Annotated in this window: 17 protein-coding genes and 1 pseudogene; 4 read left to right on the forward strand and 14 right to left on the reverse strand. The window is 64.3% G+C overall.

Going from position 1 to position 14502, the window contains the following annotated elements:
- Positions 1–7: 7 nt before the first annotated feature.
- The 5 genes from GRB96_RS02390 to GRB96_RS02410 all read right to left on the reverse strand — a co-directional run bounded on the left by GRB96_RS02390 (position 8) and on the right by GRB96_RS02410 (position 2921).
- On the reverse strand, positions 8–940 hold the full coding sequence (locus GRB96_RS02390; RefSeq protein ID WP_161432967.1) for a PilW family protein: 933 nt from the start codon (positions 938–940) through the stop codon (positions 8–10).
- Positions 937–1392, reverse strand: a complete 456-nt coding sequence (gene pilV, locus GRB96_RS02395; protein WP_161430278.1) for a type IV pilus modification protein PilV — start codon at positions 1390–1392, stop codon at positions 937–939. The genes GRB96_RS02390 and pilV overlap by 4 nt, the downstream gene beginning before the upstream one ends.
- A gap of 5 nt (positions 1393–1397) precedes the next feature.
- The gene (locus GRB96_RS02400; protein ID WP_161430279.1) at positions 1398–1883 is read right to left on the reverse strand and encodes a GspH/FimT family pseudopilin; all 486 of its coding nucleotides are present in this window, start codon (positions 1881–1883) and stop codon (positions 1398–1400) included.
- Between the two features lie 9 nt (positions 1884–1892).
- Positions 1893–2360: a type IV pilin protein gene (locus GRB96_RS15625; RefSeq protein ID WP_338073999.1), complete on the reverse strand. Its 468-nt coding sequence runs from the start codon at positions 2358–2360 to the stop codon at positions 1893–1895.
- Positions 2361–2453: 93 nt separating this feature from the next.
- Entirely contained in the window at positions 2454–2921 is a 468-nt protein-coding gene (locus GRB96_RS02410) for a hypothetical protein (protein WP_161430281.1), read from the reverse strand.
- A gap of 116 nt (positions 2922–3037) precedes the next feature.
- Between GRB96_RS02410 and GRB96_RS02415 the strand changes: the two are divergent.
- A pseudogene (locus tag GRB96_RS02415) lies at positions 3038–4245 on the forward strand (ISL3 family transposase).
- A 348-nt stretch (positions 4246–4593) separates the two neighbouring features.
- Here GRB96_RS02415 and GRB96_RS02420 read toward each other — a convergent pair.
- Together GRB96_RS02420 and GRB96_RS02425 are read right to left on the reverse strand one after the other, a co-directional pair.
- Positions 4594–5070: a hypothetical protein gene (locus GRB96_RS02420; protein ID WP_205743469.1), complete on the reverse strand. Its 477-nt coding sequence runs from the start codon at positions 5068–5070 to the stop codon at positions 4594–4596.
- A gap of 160 nt (positions 5071–5230) precedes the next feature.
- Positions 5231–5758, reverse strand: a complete 528-nt coding sequence (locus GRB96_RS02425) for a GspH/FimT family pseudopilin (protein ID WP_161432968.1) — start codon at positions 5756–5758, stop codon at positions 5231–5233.
- A gap of 266 nt (positions 5759–6024) precedes the next feature.
- Here GRB96_RS02425 and yghU point away from each other — a divergent pair, with 266 nt between their 5' ends.
- Positions 6025–6900, forward strand: a complete 876-nt coding sequence (gene yghU, locus GRB96_RS02430; protein ID WP_161430283.1) for a glutathione-dependent disulfide-bond oxidoreductase — start codon at positions 6025–6027, stop codon at positions 6898–6900.
- A gap of 12 nt (positions 6901–6912) precedes the next feature.
- Here yghU and GRB96_RS02435 read toward each other — a convergent pair whose 3' ends face one another.
- A complete protein-coding gene (locus tag GRB96_RS02435; protein WP_161430284.1) occupies positions 6913–7782 on the reverse strand; it encodes a LysR family transcriptional regulator ArgP in 870 nt (289 codons plus the stop codon).
- Positions 7783–7920: 138 nt separating this feature from the next.
- Here GRB96_RS02435 and GRB96_RS02440 point away from each other — a divergent pair, with 138 nt between their 5' ends.
- Positions 7921–8553 (forward strand): LysE/ArgO family amino acid transporter, encoded by a 633-nt coding sequence (locus tag GRB96_RS02440; protein ID WP_161430285.1) that lies wholly within the window; start codon positions 7921–7923, stop codon positions 8551–8553.
- Here GRB96_RS02440 and GRB96_RS02445 read toward each other — a convergent pair.
- From GRB96_RS02445 to GRB96_RS02460, 4 genes are all read right to left on the reverse strand, one after another.
- On the reverse strand, positions 8546–8917 hold the full coding sequence (locus GRB96_RS02445; protein ID WP_161430286.1) for a septal ring lytic transglycosylase RlpA family protein: 372 nt from the start codon (positions 8915–8917) through the stop codon (positions 8546–8548). The two genes, GRB96_RS02440 and GRB96_RS02445, sit on opposite strands and share 8 nt — an antisense overlap.
- Before the next feature lie 212 nt (positions 8918–9129).
- Positions 9130–10047 carry a S66 peptidase family protein gene (locus tag GRB96_RS02450; protein ID WP_161430287.1) on the reverse strand — a complete coding sequence of 306 codons (918 nt, stop codon included), beginning with the start codon at positions 10045–10047 and terminating at the stop codon, positions 9130–9132.
- Between the two features lie 102 nt (positions 10048–10149).
- A complete protein-coding gene (locus tag GRB96_RS02455) occupies positions 10150–10407 on the reverse strand; it encodes a hypothetical protein (protein WP_161430288.1) in 258 nt (85 codons plus the stop codon).
- 167 nt (positions 10408–10574) lie between these two features.
- Positions 10575–10892 carry a hypothetical protein gene (locus tag GRB96_RS02460; RefSeq protein WP_161432969.1) on the reverse strand — a complete coding sequence of 106 codons (318 nt, stop codon included), beginning with the start codon at positions 10890–10892 and terminating at the stop codon, positions 10575–10577.
- Between the two features lie 148 nt (positions 10893–11040).
- Here GRB96_RS02460 and GRB96_RS02465 point away from each other — a divergent pair, with 148 nt between their 5' ends.
- The gene (locus tag GRB96_RS02465; RefSeq protein ID WP_161430289.1) at positions 11041–11433 is read left to right on the forward strand and encodes an HIT family protein; all 393 of its coding nucleotides are present in this window, start codon (positions 11041–11043) and stop codon (positions 11431–11433) included.
- Positions 11434–11504: 71 nt separating this feature from the next.
- Here GRB96_RS02465 and GRB96_RS02470 read toward each other — a convergent pair whose 3' ends face one another.
- On the reverse strand, positions 11505–12971 hold the full coding sequence (locus GRB96_RS02470; protein ID WP_161430290.1) for a dihydrolipoyl dehydrogenase: 1467 nt from the start codon (positions 12969–12971) through the stop codon (positions 11505–11507).
- Positions 12972–13091: 120 nt separating this feature from the next.
- Positions 13092–14300, reverse strand: a complete 1209-nt coding sequence (locus GRB96_RS02475) for a GGDEF domain-containing protein (RefSeq protein ID WP_161430291.1) — start codon at positions 14298–14300, stop codon at positions 13092–13094.
- Positions 14301–14502: the final 202 nt, after the last annotated feature.

A 14502-nucleotide genomic window follows, 5' to 3' on the forward strand; every position in this document is an offset into this window, starting at 1 on the left:
CGTCTCCCTAGTGGTTTCGTAACCAAACCGTGCCCCCGATGGCATATCTAAGCCTCCGATCGTTGGCCTGGCGCATTGCGCCATCGAAGAAGTACGCTTGCTCGCCCGGGCTTGCCAGCACATCATTTTCGCTGCGCAGAAGCAGTTCGAAGCGTACGGCCAGGATTTCCTCGTTGCCCAGGCTGCCGTGCCGCACGAATCGATCGACGCTTTGAGCATCATCCGAAATGCCATAGAGGAGTTGTATCGACTCGATGCCTGAAAAGGTCGGTGAGCCATTAAAACGCAGCACACCGTCGCCATCTAAGCGGAATTCCCGCTCCTCCACGCGCACTGCGATGGCGGGGGAGTTGGTGGCAACCTCTAGGCTATCCAGCCCTTCAGCGTTGACATCCACGCTACCGCTTGCGCTTGCACTCAGAGTGAAATCCTCGCCTATCTCGACCAAGGCCATGTTGTTGCAGTCGTTGACCAGCACCACATTTCCATTTCTCCAATTGAGCTGGGGGTCGTCATTGCCCAACTCCATGGTCAGGCTATCGGAGTTGACGCCGGTAACCCGATAGGAGGCACTGCTGGGGCTCAACAAAGAGAAGCTGTCGTCGTCGGTTTGCTGAATGACTTCGCCGTTTACCAGTCGAGTCGCCAGCGACTGAATATTGTCGTCATCGTCATCGCGGAATATTTCGCCATCCTCTCCGCCACCGCACCCGGTGTAGCCTGCGGCTCTCAGACTGCTACTGAAGACTTCGGCAGCATAGCGGGCATCTTCTTGCAGGGTTGAAGACGCTTCGGCTAGGCGATAGTTGCGCTGCATGCCGCCGAACATGGCAAGCAGTGCGCCTGTCACCACGAGCCCAATGATCATGGCTATCATCAGCTCGATCAGGCTGACACCTCGTTGTTGCCGCGGGCCGGCAGTTCGTAAGGAGTGCCTCATGGTGCCACCGCAATCTCGACACGTTCCAGCGTATCATCGTCTGCATCGACCTCTTCCATCGATGACCACTCGATGCGAATGGTGTAGACGCCATCGCTTTCGGCGATGGAGGCGATACCGGCTGGCAGCCGGCAGCCAATCAAGTTCTGCCATTCGGCCAGGTCGTTTTCCGTTGTAAATGTGCCAGCCAAGCTGATGTTCTCACACTCAAAAGAATTGTCGGGCATGGAAAACACATAGTCGTCTGCGTCTTCATTTACCTCGGCAGAGCGAAGCCGATCCGCCATGTCGTTGGCCAGTATTACCGCCTGGCTGCGCAGGTAGCCCGCGCTGGCGTTTTCCAGGCCCCTGAGCTGCATCATGGCCACCGCCAGTAGCCCGATACTCAGAATGGTGAGCGCTACCAGGACTTCTATGAGAGTTACGCCGTTCTGATATTGGTCATGTTTCATGGCGCTCACTCCCCTGGCTCGTCATAGTCATCCTGTTTGGAGGCGTCTTCATTCGTCACTCTTCCTGAGCTTTCGACGCTAAGGCGCTTGCCCCTGACCGAGTCATTGCTGGGGGTAAGAGTTACCGAGCACTCCCTTGCTTCACAGCCTGGCGCGCGGCCCAAGGCATTGAACTCAATAGATGCTGCCGATGCACTGAGCTGGGTCGCTCCATGGTCGTAGCGGTGCTGGCTGATCACTTGGCCATCGTTATCCACTATGCTAAATCCCCAAGGTTGCTCGGTCTCGGGGTTGAATCGTACCGGAGCTCTGCGCTTTACGGCTTCACTGCGGGCAAGATGAAGGCCTGAAATCAAGGTGTTAGTGTCTGCTACGATACGGTTGCTCGCTACCAGTGACTGAAATCCAGGCACGGCTACGGTGGCCAGTATTGCAAGAACTGCCACCGTCACCAGGAGTTCGATCAGCGTAAAGCCACTGACCCGCCTCATTTACTATCGCTACCAGCAGTTATCATCGTCGGCACCCCGGTTGCCAGTCGCGTCGATCGTTAATGTGCCGCACCTGTCACTTGACTGAGCGCTTCCCGAATCGGGAGTGGCGGTCAATGCAAATGCATTTCTCGTTATCGCATCGGTGTCTATCGCCACAGTATAAAAGTCAAGCTCAGCGTTGCGCGCATTAAGAACCTCTTCGGCTGAGGTACAGTTAGTGTAGGTAAAGTTTGCACTGCGGCATCGTTCCATGGCGCCGGCAACGTCTAGAAGGGCCGACTTAGCCTCCGTGCGACGAGCGTCTTGTACATAGCGTTGGTAGCTGGGATAGGCAATTGAGGCAAGGATCCCTATGACAGCGACGGCGATCATGAGCTCTATCAGAGTAAAACCCTTATGCCTATATAGTGCTTTATTCTTTAAATCGCTGTTTTTCATACAATTTGTCACATATTTCAGCTCACGTTCTGTCATTATGGCTAAGAGGAAAAGGGTTTTCTAGGAAAATGTAACCAGATTGTGAATTTTTCTGACTCAACCCCACATCTGGTGTGCGCGCACAAGAGGTTACGTGCCAGAAGTCTCATCCAGCGGTCCCCAAGTTCCATCCTCCCACCAGCCCTTGCGGCTTCGTTTGCGCCGTTCCTGCACGTCCTCTATCGCTGCCCGGGTGTCTTGCAGCGGGTCCTCCAGGGCATTGACGGGGCGAAAGACCACCTCGGCCGGTGGGGCGCCGTCGCGGTTGATGTGCTGGCGGATGCGCGAGACATCTTCCGTGCTGATCAGCGCCGGGGAGCCCGACGTCGGGTTGTTCTGAGCGACCAGGCGGCCGTCGTAGTCCCAGCAGCGCTGCGGTACCTGGGCAACGGTCCAGCTCCGCCCTTGCCACTCCGCGACTCGGCCATCCTCTACCAGCCTGAGGTGATGAAGCGGCACCACGGCGGTAAGGCGCCGGGTGTTGAGCACGATGCCGGTATCGCCCATGCGCACCCCGCCCTCATACCGACCGGCCTCAAGCGCTTTTTTCAGGTTCATCGCAGACTGGCGTGAAAGCGAAGTGGTCTTAGGAGAAGGCAGGATAGAGAAACGGCGGTAAATCCAAGTAAGCTGATGTTCGCCAAAACGCCCAGCCTACGGACACCGCCGTTGCTATGGATGCTACCCCGCTCTGCCTGTTCTGGAAAGGTTTCACCGTCACCCACCACGAGTTCCTGGATCCTCAGACGCTGCGGCTCGAGCTGGAGCCCGATGACCGAATCCCGCCGGTCTGCAGTGGCTGCGATCATGCCTGCTTCCTGGTGCATGACGTGCATCGTCGGCGCGTCCGTGAGGCACCGCTGCTGATCTACCGAGTGGAGCTCGACGTCCCGGTACGCCGTCTGCGCTGCCCCGTCTGTGGCCCGACACGGGAGCGCATCGACTGGTTGCCTTGCCGGGGCGCTCGCCGGTCACCACCACGTTGCGCCAGTGGGTGGAGCGCTTGGTCACGTTGCTGCCGATTCGGCATGTCGCCGACCTGGTCGGCTTGCACTGGCATACCGTCAAGGCCATCGACAAGCAGCGCCTGCAGCGCGACCTGCCGGCACCGGAGCCGACGCGGTTACGGCGCCTGATGATGGACGAGTTCGCCCTGCACAAGGGGCATCGCTACGCCACGGTGATCGCCTGCGCCGACACACAGCAAGTAGTGTGGGTTGGCGAAGGCCGCTCCCGAGAGGCGATCCGCCCGTTCTTCGAGTGGCTGGGCGAGGCGCGGGAGCAAATCGAGGCGGTCGCCATGGACATGAATTCGGCCTTCGATCTCGAGGTGAAGGACCAGTGCCCCAACGCCGAGGTGGTTTACGACCGCTTCCATGTGGTGGCCAAGTACGGCCGCGAGGTGATGGACCGGGTGCGCGTCGACCAAGCCAACCAGCTACGCGATGACAAGGCCGCTCGTAAGGTGATCAAGGGCAGCCGCTGGCTGCTGCTGCGCAATGCCGACAACCTCAAGCCCGAGCAGGCAGTGAAGCTGGAGGAGCTGCTGGCGGCCAACGCGTCACTGACCACGGCGTACCTGCTCAAAGACCAGCTGAAGACCCTGTGGTTTGCCGACGACGAGGCCACCGCCCGAAACGTCTGGCAGGAGTGGTACGACATGGCCACCAGCAGCGGCATTGAGGCCCTGGCGCGCTTTGCCAAGCGGTTGGCTCCCTATCTGCAGGGGATCCTGTCCAGTGCCCGGCACCGGCTAAATACCAGTGTGCTGGAGGGCATGAACAATCGAATCAAGGTCATCAAGCGGATGGCCTATGGGTACCGCGACACGGCGTATTTCTTCCTGAAGATCCGTGCCGCGTTTCCCGGCAAAGTGCGATGAACCTTTTTTCACTCGCCTGGGCTTTTCGTCCGATGCCAGCACTCCCTGACCGCATAGGTGCAATATCCCGTCGTCGTCGACCTGCTTGATGACCCAGGCCTTGATCGGTGTCTTCTTGAAGAGAGTGCGCATCATGTGGGGCGGGTGATGTCCATGTCGATGAAAGCGTGAGCATGCAGCGTGTCGAGGCGAGGTCGAGGGGCACGGTGACATGCCGGTCGACGGGGCGAAACGCAACATGCCGAAGTGTGGTGCTGCGGCTCGATGATCAAGGTTACCCCATGGGGCAATGTGCTTCACTGACGGACAACGCGGACAACTTCTTCCCGCCTGGCCGTATCCAAATCTTTACTTCTCCGGCGGCTCGCCCAGTGGCCCCCAGGAGCCATCTTCCCGCCAGCCCTTCCGGGAGCGCTTGCGCCGTTCCCGCACCTCCTTGATCGCCGCCTGGGTGTCCTGCAGCGGGTCTTCCAGGGCATTGACGGGCCGGAACACGACCTCCCCCGGCGGTGCGCCGTCGCGGTTGATCTGCTGGCCGATGCGCGAGACATCTTCTGTACTGATCAGCGCCGGGGAGTCCGAAGTCGGGTTTCTCTCCGCCACCAGGCGCCCCTCGTAATACCAGCTGCGTTGGGGCACCCAGGCCAGCCGCCAGCGTTTGCCTTGCCATAACGCGGCATTCTGCGTGTCATCCAGCCAGAACTCCTCTTCGGGAACGATAGCCTCAAGCAGGCGGCTATTGATTACCATGCCGGTATCCCCAATGCGGATACCGCCGCGGTACTGGCCAGCCAGCAGCTGAGCCCGAAGCTTCTTCGGTTTCATGTCAGATTCGAGGGTGCCCCTGCCAACCAGGTGCAGTAGTTCTTCATCGGCCTGCTTGATGGACCAGACCCAGATAGGTTGCCTGCCGAATAACTTCCCAAGCATGGGGGAAATCGTCCTTTTCATGTAGGCGCGCATCCAACGCTCGTATCAGCATAGTCTAGCAGGTTGGGCGTTCAGGCTCGACACGCACGCGCCCCATGATGTTGACAATGACCCTGGCTCCCTCCTCGAACTTTCCACAGATCCTGAAAGTGCCGAAATGCCCGCCGGCCCTCCCCAGGGCTCCGTAGCGTACTGGCAGGTTGTCATTTCGATAGGACAGGCTATCGACTCTGCTGTCGCCAAAGGTGCGCAGCAGTTCGGCATCACCTGTACTGCCATTGCCGACAAAGATGGCCAGCGTGTTGCCCCATCCGCCTGCTACATCACACTCTGATAGTGTTGAAGTTGGGCACAGGGTGACCTGGGTGCGGCGAGTTATCGCAACGCTGCGGGCCTTGGCCAAGGCTGTTTTTAGCCTCAACACCTCGGCAGCCACCTCGTTGCGGGCACTGAAGCGCTGGTAGTTGGGTAAACCGACCGTGGTCACTATCGCCAACACGGCAATGGCCACAATCAGCTCGATCAGCGTCAGGCCGGCGTGAGTGCGGCGGGGGCCGCGGCGGGGTGGGGTTGCGAGGCGCATGGGGCCCTCCCGGAGATGTCTCCTTGCTTTGGTGCGAAGTTGGTGAAGTGGTTCTTTCACCGTAGCCAAGCCGCCGGGGCCGTTTGTCCGTTTTTTCCTACACCTGATGTAGGTGCTCTCCGCCACGCATATGCGTGAACAACGTAGGTTGCCGACTCCTCCAACACTGTCGCTGGCTCGAATCCGAAACCTCAACCCGCTATCGTTTGTCGGAGCCTCACACGCCGCCGCCGATAGCCGGGGCGGCTTCGCAACCAGGAGTCAGCATGAGCGACCAGAACCAGTATGTGCCGCCGAAGGTGTGGAAATGGGAGCAGCCGAGCGGCGGCGCCTTCGCCAGTATCAACCGCCCGGTGGCCGGGGCCACCCACGAGAAGCCCCTGCCGGTGGGTGAGCACCCCTTCCAGCTCTACTCGATGGGTACGCCCAACGGGGTCAAGGTCACGGCGATGTTCGAGGAGCTGCTGGCGCTGGGCCACAGGGATGCCGAGTACGATGCCTGGCTGATCCGCATCGGCGAGGGCGACCAGTTCGGCAGTGGCTTCGTCGAAGCGAACCCCAACTCCAAGATCCCGGCACTGATGGACCACTCCACCCAGCCGCCGACCCGGGTGTTCGAGTCCGGCGCCATCCTGCTCTACCTGGCGGAGAAGTTCGGCGAGTTCTTGCCGGCCGATCACGCCACCCGCACCGAGACCCTCAACTGGCTGTTCTGGCAGATGGGCAGTGTGCCCTTCGTGGGTGGCGGCTTCGGCCACTTCTACGCCTATGCGCCGGAGAAGCTCGAGTACCCCATCGACCGCTACGCCATGGAGACAAAGCGCCAGCTCGATGTGCTGGATCGCCATCTGGCCGACAACCGCTACCTGGCCGGCGACGACTACACCATCGCCGATATCGCCAACTGGCCCTGGTACGGCCAGCTGGTACTGGGGCGGCTCTACGACGCCGGCGAGTTCCTGCAGGTGCATGAGTACAGCCACGTGCAGCGCTGGGCCAGGGAGATCGATGCCCGCCCGGCGGTGCAGCGCGGCCGCATGGTCAACCGCACTTTCGGCGAGCCGGAGATACAGCTCCATGAGCGGCACTCTGCCAGCGACTTCAAGACGCAGACCCAGGACAAGATCGGCACCGACCAGTAGTCGCGAGTCTCTTCAGGTAAGGCTGACCGCGCCCAGGGCGTCGGTCAGCTGCTCGATCAGCTTCCCGCTGTGGCGCCAGCTGTGCCAGTAGAGCGGGACCTCCAGTGCCTGCCCCGGGGCGATGCTGACCAGCTCGCCTTGCTCCAGCTGCCTCTCCACCTGCATCCGCGGGATCATGCCGTAGCCCATGCCGGCCAGGGCCAGCCTGACGAAGCCCTCGGAGGCGGGGCAGAGGTGGTAGGGGAAGGGGCCGTGGTAGCCGCAGCTGGCCAGAAAGCGGTGCTGGAGCTGGTCGTGGGGCCCGAAGACGATGGCCGGGGCGCGCCGCAAGGCTTCCTCCATGAGGCCCTCCGGAAAGTGGCGTTCGCGATAGGCGGGCGTGGCCAGGGGCAGGTAGCTCATGCGACCCAGCGGCAGGGCGCGGGCGCCGGCAACGGGCTGAGGGCTGGCACATAGGCAGGCGGCCACGTCACCGTCGCGCAGTCGGCGCAGGCCGACGTCCTGGTCCTCCACTACCAGGTCGAGTACCACGCCTTCCTCCCGACACAGTGGGCCGATGGCCTGGGCCCACCAGGTGGCCAGGCTGTCGGCGTTCACCGCGATGCGCAGTCGCGGGGCCTCGCTCGTCAGTGTTGGCAGCGCCTGGCGCAGGTCGCGCTCCAGCAGCTGCACGCGCCGGGCGTGGTTGAGCAGTCGCCGGCCCACCGGCGTGGGCGCCAGGGCCGGGGTGCGCACCAGCACCGGCTGGCCCAGGCGCACCTCCAGCGAGCGGATGCGCTGGGAGACCGCCGACTGCGACAGCCCCAGCGCCTCGCCGGCGCGCTCGAAGCCGCCGCACTCCACCACCGCGGTCAGTGCCTCCAGCAGCTTGTAGTCCAGCATCGCAGGGTCTCCTTGTTGTGCCTTGATCTTGTAACATGATCATAAGCAAAACTGATGAGGTATTAACAGGATAATTTTTGCGTATGGTCGGAATCGGCTAGGCTGGCCGCCATCGAACACGCGACGGGAGCAAGGGAGATGCTGGAGAGTTACCTGACCGGGCTGGTGGTGTGCGGCGGGATCATCATGGCGATCGGCGCCCAGAACGCCTATGTGCTGGGGGTGGCGATCCGTCGTCAGCATCAGTGGTGGTCGGCCGGGCTGTGCATGGTAAGCGACCTGCTGCTGTTCAGCGCGGGCATGCTCGGCGTCTCGGCACTGCTGCTGACCGTGCCCCAGGCCATGGAGGCGATGCGTTGGGCCGGGGTGGTGTTTCTTGGCTGGCTGGCCGCCCAGGCACTGTGGCGGGCGGCCACCGGGCGTCAGGGGCTGGATGGCGAGGCGGTCGCGACACCGGGACGGCGTCGGGTGATCCTGGCCACCCTGGCGGTGACCCTGCTCAATCCCCAGGTCTACCTGGATACCCTGCTGCTGATTCCGGCAGTGGGGGCACAGCAAAGCAGCAGTGCGGCCTTCCTGGCGGGGGCGGGGTCGGCATCGATCCTGTGGTTCAGCCTGCTGGCCTGGGGTGGGGCGGCGCTGGCGCCGTGGCTGAAGAAGCCGGCGGCGTGGCGGGCCATCGATGGCGCCATCGGGGTGATGATGGCCGCCATCGCGCTGCAGCTGGCGAGCGGTGCGGGAATGCCGCCCGCCATGGCGGGGGTCAGTTGATCTGGGTGATCATCACCGGGGCCACGCCGCGGTTGAGCAGGCCCAGCTTCTTGGCGGCACGCTTGGAGAGGTCGATGATGCGTCCCTTCACGAAGGGGCCGCGATCATTGATCACCACCTTCACCGCCTGGCCGGTGTCCGGACGCGTCACCACGACCTCGGTGCCGAAGGGCAGGTGGCGGTGGGCGGCGGTGAGCTGATTCTGGTCGAAGGGCGCGCCACTGGCGGTGGTACGGCCCTGGAACTTGTCGGCGTAGTAGGAGGCGTATCCCTTCTGAGTCTCGGCGCTGGCAGTGGTCACAGTGCCGAGGGTCAGGAGGCCTGCCAGACAGCAGGCCAGAAACAGGGGCGATCGGGTTCCCATCGGTGTTACCTCATGGTTCTCGCTATGGCGATGTGTGCTTGCACGATGCAATGAGGACGGGGCGCTCCCCCGCTGCGTTGCACAAATAGTAACCACTCACCGGCGGCCACGCAAGCGATCTCGAAGATGGGCGACGATGGGTGCTAGATCGCGACAAACTTATGCAAGGACTCACCCGCAGGGGGCCGGGCCGGTCTTCGGTGGCCCTGGCGTCAGGCCTCGACGGCGAGTCGGCCCTGGCCGATATGCCCGATGGCGCCGTAGCGCCAGGGGCGGTTGTGCAGCCCATGGCCGACAGGCAGGCCGTGGTAGAGCGGCAGGCCCAGCGGTGCCAGGGTCTCGGCGAGGATCGCCTCGAGCCGTTCGTTGCCCCAGGGAGGGCAGCCCTCGAAGGTGCCCAGGCACACCGCGGCGGCCTGGTCCAGGGCGCCGCCCTGCACCAGCTGCCAGAGCGCACGCTCCAGGCGATACCAGGGCTCGCCGACATCCTCGAGGATCACCAGGGCCCCCTGCGGGGCTCTGAAGGCGACGGGAGTGCCCACCAGGCTGGCCAGGGTGGTGAGGTTGCCGCCGACCAGGGGGCCTGTGAGCGTGTCCGGCGCCTCGCCCCAGGCGGCAATGGGATAGGTGGTGGGATAGATGGTGGGATAGTCGAGGGTGGCGGGGCCGTCGATCAGTGCCAGGGTCTCGCGGAGCTGGCGCCGAAGTACGCCGTACTCCTCGCTCTCGTCATGGGCGTCGAGCAGCCCGCCGGCAGCCTTGACCACCGGGCCGTGGATGGCCGGCAGGTCGTGACGGTGCCAGTGGTCGAGGAGCACGGTGACGTCGGAGTAGCCGACCAGCGGCTTGGGATTGGCGGCAAGCCGCGCCCAGTCGATGCCGTCGAGCAGCTGGGCGGCACCGTAGCCGCCGCGGATCGCCCACACCGCTTGGGTCTCGGGGTCGTCGTAGGCGGCATGCAGCTGGGCCAGACGCCACTCGCGGGAGCCGGCCAGGTAGCGGCAGGGCTGCTGCAGCGGTTCGGGGCAGTGGACCTTGACGCCCAGCGATTCCAGCCCCCGGATGCCGCGCGCCACGGCGGCATCGTCGGTGATGGATGAGGGGGCGATCAGGCTGATGGCGAGCGACATGGAGGCTGTCCGGCGGCGATGGAGGCCCCGAGGATGCCATGCCTGCAGCCGCCACGCATCCCGGCACCCGGGGTCTCGGCTCCCACCTGTCGGTCGGGGTGATCAGCCCAGGCCGCGGGCCAGCAACTCGTCGGCAACGGCGCGGGAGGCCTGGGCGAACTCGATGCGTGCCGCCCCCAGGGCGCTCAGGTCGCGGGAGTCGGGGTCGTGCTCCAGGCGGTCGAGGCGGGCCTTGGCCAGGGCCAGGCGGCGGGCGAGTTCCGCATCGAAGCCGAGGCAGGCGGCGGGCACATGCGGGCTGGGCAGCGGCTGGTCGATGAGTTCGGATGGCGTTAGCGGGTGGCTGGGCATGGTGTCCATGACAGCATCCTTGGCGAACGTGGAGCCCGGTAGCGCCGGGAAAAGGCGAATGCCTTTGTTATATGCATAGGCCGCACCGGCGTGCGCTGTCAACGGGGAGTTGAGGCCTGGAACGAAAACACCCCGAGCTGAACGGCAGCCCGGGGTGTGGCAGGAGGGAGGCGATCTCAGTGTCGCGAGGCGCCCTCCTCCTCGAACAGCTCTGCCTTGGCATCACGCATCACGTCCTCGCAGGCCGCTTGGTGAGCGAGCTGGGTGAGCAGCCCCTGGGTCACGGCGAAGCCCTTGCCCAGACAGGTATCCACATCCTCCCGGCTCACCGCCGGGACCACATCGCAGTCGATCTTCAGGGTCCTGCCGCCACCTTCCAGCCGGTCGGCGAAATCGCGCAGCTGCCAAGCGATCCGCTGCTTCCAGCCGGCCGTGTCATCCGCGCCTTCGTTTACGCTAAACGTGCACCGCCATTCAGGTTTATAGACCTTCATGTGAACCTCCGTGCTGGCTTGGATTGAATGATCGATCGTGTATTCTGCTCCTTGGTCATGCGGTACTGCCTCAACCAGCATACCGGATCACCGCTGTCGCTGCAGTCGACGTTAGTCTCCACTTACCCGCTATCGCCAGGAGGGCACCATGGCCAGCATCTTTACCCGTATCATGCAGGGCGAGATTCCGGGGCACTTCGTGCACGAGGATGACCAGTGCGTGGTCATCATGACCATCCAGCCGATGAAGCCCGGCCACGTGCTGGTGATTCCCCGCGAGGAGGTCGACCACTGGGATGACCTGCCCGAGCCGCTCTATCAGCATCTGATGACGGTGTCGCGGCGCATGGCCAAGGCGATCAAGCAGGCCTTTCCCTGCCAGCGCGTGGGGATGCTGATCGTCGGCCTGGAGGTGCCCCATGTGCATGTCCACCTGACCCCGCTGGATGCGATGAGCGATATCCAGGTGGAGAACCTGCCGATGGCCGAGTCGGCCGACCTGGCGGCGGCGGCCGAGAAGCTGCGCGCGGCGCTGGGCTGAGCCCAGGCCGGTCCGCTTTCACCTGAAAGGCCCGGGACGATGCCCCGGGCCTTTCGCATTAGAGGCTGCGGTCAGTCGCCGGGGCCGCACTCCATGCAGCGCTCGGTGATCGCCGGGCCGAGCTGCAGGTTCGCATTGAGGTCGTGCAGGGCGCCGCGCAGTCCCTCCTCCAGCACCGGGTGGTACCAGGGCATGGCCAGCATCTCGCTGATGCTGAGCTTCTGCTCCTGCGCCCAGGCCAGCAGATGCGCCATATGCTCCACCCGCGGGCCGAACAGTTCGGCGCCGAGGAACTGTCCGGAGCCGTGCTCGGCGTAGAGGCGCATCAGGCCGCGGTTCTGGCGCATCACCACGGCGCGGCCCTGGTCGGCGAAGGAGGCCTCGCCCACGGCCAGGCAGTCGCAGCCCCCCAGGCGCTTCTCGAGCTCGGCATAGCCCTCGCCCACGGTGGCCATCTGCGGCTCGCTGAAGACGATGGCCAGGGGCACGTTGCGCCGGCCGGCGCGCAGTTCAGGGAAGCGCCCGGCATTGTCGCCGGCGATGCGCCCCTCGCTGTTGGCCTCGTGGAGCAGCGGCAGCTCCTGGTTGGCGTCACCGGCGATAAATACATGGCTGGGGCCGTCATCGGTGTTGCGGCACTGCAGGGTGAAGCGGTTGAAGTGCGGCACGCCCTTGTCGTCGAGTGCCAAGTTGGCGTTCTCCAGGTCCAGGCGGTCGACGTTGGGGCGCCGGCCGGTGGCGGCCAGCAGGTAGTCGAAGCGCTCGGTCAAGGTCTCGCCGCTTTGGCGCTCGATGAAGCTGATCACCACGGCGTCGCCGTCGCGCTCGATCTTCTCCACCCGGGCGTCGGGGTCGACGTAGAACTCCTCGTTGAAGGTGGCGTCGGCCGCCTCGCGCACCTTGGCATCGCGGAACGGGCCCAGGGCGCCACCCACGCCGAACACCCGCAGGCGCACTCCCAGGCGGTGCAGTGCCTGGCCCAGCTCCAGGCCGATCACGCCGGGGCCGAATACCGCGATGGACTCGGGCAGGTCGTCCCACTCGAAGACGTCGTCGTTGATGATCAGTCGGTCGCCGGCTGCGTCGAACATCTTCGGCCAGGTGGAGCGCGAGCCGGTGGCGATGACGATATTGCGGGCCTTGACCCGGGTGTGCTCGCCCACCCTCAGGGTGTGGGGGTCCTCGAAGCGGGCGTGGCCCTGCAGGCGGTTGGCCTCGGGGATGCGCTGCATCGACTTGAACACCCGCCCCACGAAACCGTCGCGCTCCTGCTTGAGCCGCGCCATCACCGCGCGGCCGTCCACCTCGACGCCGATCACCTTGATGCCGAAGCCGCCGGCGTCACGGGCCTGGTGGGCTGCCTCGGCGGCGGCGATCAGCAGCTTGGAGGGCATGCAGCCCACCCGGGCGCAGGTGGTGCCGTACTCACCACCCTCGATCAGGACCACGCGGTCGCTGTGCTTGCTGGCGGCGTGCCAGGCGCTCAGGCCGGCACTGCCGGCGCCGATGATCGCGATGTCGACCTCACGTTGCTGCATCGGGCTCTCCTTGCTCAGGAATCAGTTGCTTCACTCTGTTCCTTCACTATGACACAGGGTAGGGAGGGGCGATGGGGCCACAACGGCGGCGTCTTGACGCAGGCCCGCAGTCGTGTCGGCTCAACCTGCCGCCATGACCCGGTTGCGACCCGCCTCCTTGGCGCGATAGAGGGCGGCATCGGCGCGCTCCAGGGCCTGCTGTGGTGCTTCATCATCTTGCAGGCCTGCCACACCGACGCTGGTGGTGACCGGCACGCGCTGATGATTATGGTCCGGGAAGTGGTGCTGCTCGACGGCCTGGCGAATGCGCTCTGCTACGTCGTGGGCCCGGGCGCGGTCGGCATTGAACAGCAGCACCACGAACTCTTCGCCGCCGTAGCGGGCCACGCAGTCCTCGGGGCGGGTCTGCTGAGTCAGCACTCTGGCGAATTCGGCCAGCACCATGTCGCCCACGGAGTGGCCGTGGGTGTCGTTGATCTTCTTGAAGTGGTCGATATCCATCATCAGCACCGCGCACTCCGGCGTGCTGTGCTCTGAGTACTCGCCGTGGCGCCAGGCCTGGAGCTTCTCCAGGTGCAGCGACAGGGCGCCGCGGTTGAGCAGTCCGGTCAGCGGGTCATGGGTGGCCTGGCGGTAGACCCGCATGAGCAGGCTCAGCTGGAAATGGTTGGCCGCCATGGATACCACCAGCAGGCTGGCGAGCAGCCACATGCCTTCGAGCCCCTGCGCAGTCAGCCAACTGCCGTCGACCATCTGGGCGAAGGCGAGCAGCCAGAGCATGGCGATACCGGCGGCAAGCGACTCGACGATGGTGAAGGGAAAGATGCTAAGCGCGGCCACCAGCAGGAAGGGGATAAAGGCGTAGCCTGCCAGGCGCACGACCTCGTCGTCGGGCAGCAGGATCAGGACCAGCGCATAGAAGGCCGCCGGCAGCGCCAGCAACAGGCCGGCACTCAGGCGAATGCGCCCGATACGCTCGCGGCTGAGCTTGGCCAGCAGTATCACGCAGGCCAGTCCCGCCAGCAGCAGGCCGCGGCCCATCAGGGTGGTGTCGAGCAGTTCGCGCGGCAGCATCACCGCATCCACCAGGGCCCACAGCGGGGAGAGCAGCAGGAAGATAACGCCCACGGCCAGCACCCGGTTGCGCAGGTAGTGGGCGTGGGAGTAGGCGAAGTCCAGCGAATGGTGGCGGTTGCTGAAGGTATCGCGGATCGAGGTGAGATTGGCGCGTAACTCTCCGCTGGCACGGGGGGTCGTGAAGGGCGGGTTGGGTGTGGCCTTGCGACGCTGTGGCGTGGGAGATGAGGTCTCATCGACTGGCTTTGGCATGGCGCGGCAACTTGTCTGGGCCCCGAAGCGCTCGGGGCATTGGGCATTAAGCACTAGGCACTGGAGTGCTCCATCATAGCAGAGCTGCTACTCCTCCTTGTGGGAACCCAGATCCTGGCCAGGGCTATCGCAGTTACCGTAGCGCCCTTCGCCCTTGTACCACCGCGATCGCCGATAAATCGGGCTCCCACGCCGCCATAGC

Source organism: Halomonas alimentaria, from assembly GCF_009902005.1.
Lineage (GTDB): Bacteria > Pseudomonadota > Gammaproteobacteria > Pseudomonadales > Halomonadaceae > Halomonas > Halomonas alimentaria.

Coding starts and splice junctions, on each gene's coding strand:
- GRB96_RS02390 (WP_161432967.1), bottom strand. CDS start 940: ATGAGGCACTCCTTACGAACTGCCGGCCCGCGGCAACAACGAGGTGTC.
- pilV (WP_161430278.1), bottom strand. CDS start 1,392: ATGAAACATGACCAATATCAGAACGGCGTAACTCTCATAGAAGTCCTG.
- GRB96_RS02400 (WP_161430279.1), bottom strand. CDS start 1,883: ATGAGGCGGGTCAGTGGCTTTACGCTGATCGAACTCCTGGTGACGGTG.
- GRB96_RS15625 (WP_338073999.1), bottom strand. CDS start 2,360: ATGACAGAACGTGAGCTGAAATATGTGACAAATTGTATGAAAAACAGC.
- GRB96_RS02410 (WP_161430281.1), bottom strand. CDS start 2,921: ATGAACCTGAAAAAAGCGCTTGAGGCCGGTCGGTATGAGGGCGGGGTG.
- GRB96_RS02420 (WP_205743469.1), bottom strand. CDS start 5,070: ATGAAACCGAAGAAGCTTCGGGCTCAGCTGCTGGCTGGCCAGTACCGC.
- GRB96_RS02425 (WP_161432968.1), bottom strand. CDS start 5,758: ATGCGCCTCGCAACCCCACCCCGCCGCGGCCCCCGCCGCACTCACGCC.
- yghU (WP_161430283.1), top strand. CDS start 6,025: ATGAGCGACCAGAACCAGTATGTGCCGCCGAAGGTGTGGAAATGGGAG.
- GRB96_RS02435 (WP_161430284.1), bottom strand. CDS start 7,782: ATGCTGGACTACAAGCTGCTGGAGGCACTGACCGCGGTGGTGGAGTGC.
- GRB96_RS02440 (WP_161430285.1), top strand. CDS start 7,921: ATGCTGGAGAGTTACCTGACCGGGCTGGTGGTGTGCGGCGGGATCATC.
- GRB96_RS02445 (WP_161430286.1), bottom strand. CDS start 8,917: ATGGGAACCCGATCGCCCCTGTTTCTGGCCTGCTGTCTGGCAGGCCTC.
- GRB96_RS02450 (WP_161430287.1), bottom strand. CDS start 10,047: ATGTCGCTCGCCATCAGCCTGATCGCCCCCTCATCCATCACCGACGAT.
- GRB96_RS02455 (WP_161430288.1), bottom strand. CDS start 10,407: ATGGACACCATGCCCAGCCACCCGCTAACGCCATCCGAACTCATCGAC.
- GRB96_RS02460 (WP_161432969.1), bottom strand. CDS start 10,892: ATGAAGGTCTATAAACCTGAATGGCGGTGCACGTTTAGCGTAAACGAA.
- GRB96_RS02465 (WP_161430289.1), top strand. CDS start 11,041: ATGGCCAGCATCTTTACCCGTATCATGCAGGGCGAGATTCCGGGGCAC.
- GRB96_RS02470 (WP_161430290.1), bottom strand. CDS start 12,971: ATGCAGCAACGTGAGGTCGACATCGCGATCATCGGCGCCGGCAGTGCC.
- GRB96_RS02475 (WP_161430291.1), bottom strand. CDS start 14,300: ATGCCAAAGCCAGTCGATGAGACCTCATCTCCCACGCCACAGCGTCGC.